General features: G+C 35.2%; 1 pseudogene. It reads right to left on the bottom strand.

The window, feature by feature from the left end:
- Positions 1-57 precede the first annotated feature (57 nt).
- Positions 58-1,011, bottom strand: a pseudogene (locus COE25_RS30045) (transposase); the annotation flags it as partial.

The following is a 1,011-nucleotide window of genomic DNA, read 5'->3' as shown; positions in this document are numbered from 1 at the left end:
TTCAAAATTAAAGTTAACTATTTTAATTGTTACATTTTATAAACTAATGTTTTATTTCTAAGCAGCTAAAGGGATTAATTCCTGTATTTTATTTGGACAGTAAGACTCGTTTCGTCGTGCTATTCCTACAAAAATCCTTGCTAGTTTACCGATCAGTTTCATTATTGATTTCATTTTCTTTATCTTCTTAACCTTCACATTATGGGCATGGAGAGCTTTAAACTCAGGGTTATTCATCACAAGGCTCATGGTTGCTAAATAGAGGAAACGTCGTAGTCTTGACCTTCCACGCTTCTAAATAACAATCTGACCTTTCCACTTGCCAGAACTTGCTTCAGCTAAATGTAATCCTGCATGACGTAAAAGAGAGTTTCCGTGTGAGAATCCACTTAGATTACCTGATTCACCTAGGATCCCAGCTAATGAAATTTCACTTATTCCTTTAATCATAAGTAGTTTTTTTGCAAATGGAATATTGTTGAGAACTTCTGTAACTAGTTGTTCAACTCTTTCGAGTTGTTTTACAGCGAGGTCATATTCTTCTAATAATTGTTCTAGATGGAATTTATAAGCATCAAGTGCTTGTCCCGTTCCAATAGAAGATTTTGCTAGATTGATCAGTAATTGAGCCTTTTTAGGTCCTGGTTGTCTTTTCATTAATGACTTCCATCCCCTCTGGACATCTATTAACTCCATTGAAGATATTTCAGCTGGAGTTGGAAACAAACGAAGGGTTGCGATTGCACCTTTGCACGAAACATCGTTAAACACTTGTCGCAACTCTGGAAAGACAACATCCACCCATCGATTTATTTGATTAATAGTCATTACTAGACGTTTTACAATCACATCACGATTAGACATTAGAACTCTAAGTTTCTCAAATGATTCTGAAGATGGGCGAATAAAGGAATAGTAGCCGTTTTTGACCATATCTGCGATAACTAGTGCATCTTTTTTATCACTCTTAGATTGGGTATTATCTCGATTCTCTTTATTCCTTTTTACTAA

Source organism: Bacillus sp. AFS031507 (assembly GCF_002584635.1).
In the GTDB taxonomy this organism is placed as follows: domain Bacteria; phylum Bacillota; class Bacilli; order Bacillales; family Cytobacillaceae; genus Neobacillus.
Note: the sequence above shows the minus strand (reverse complement) of the source record. Positions and strands in the feature narration are given on the sequence as shown.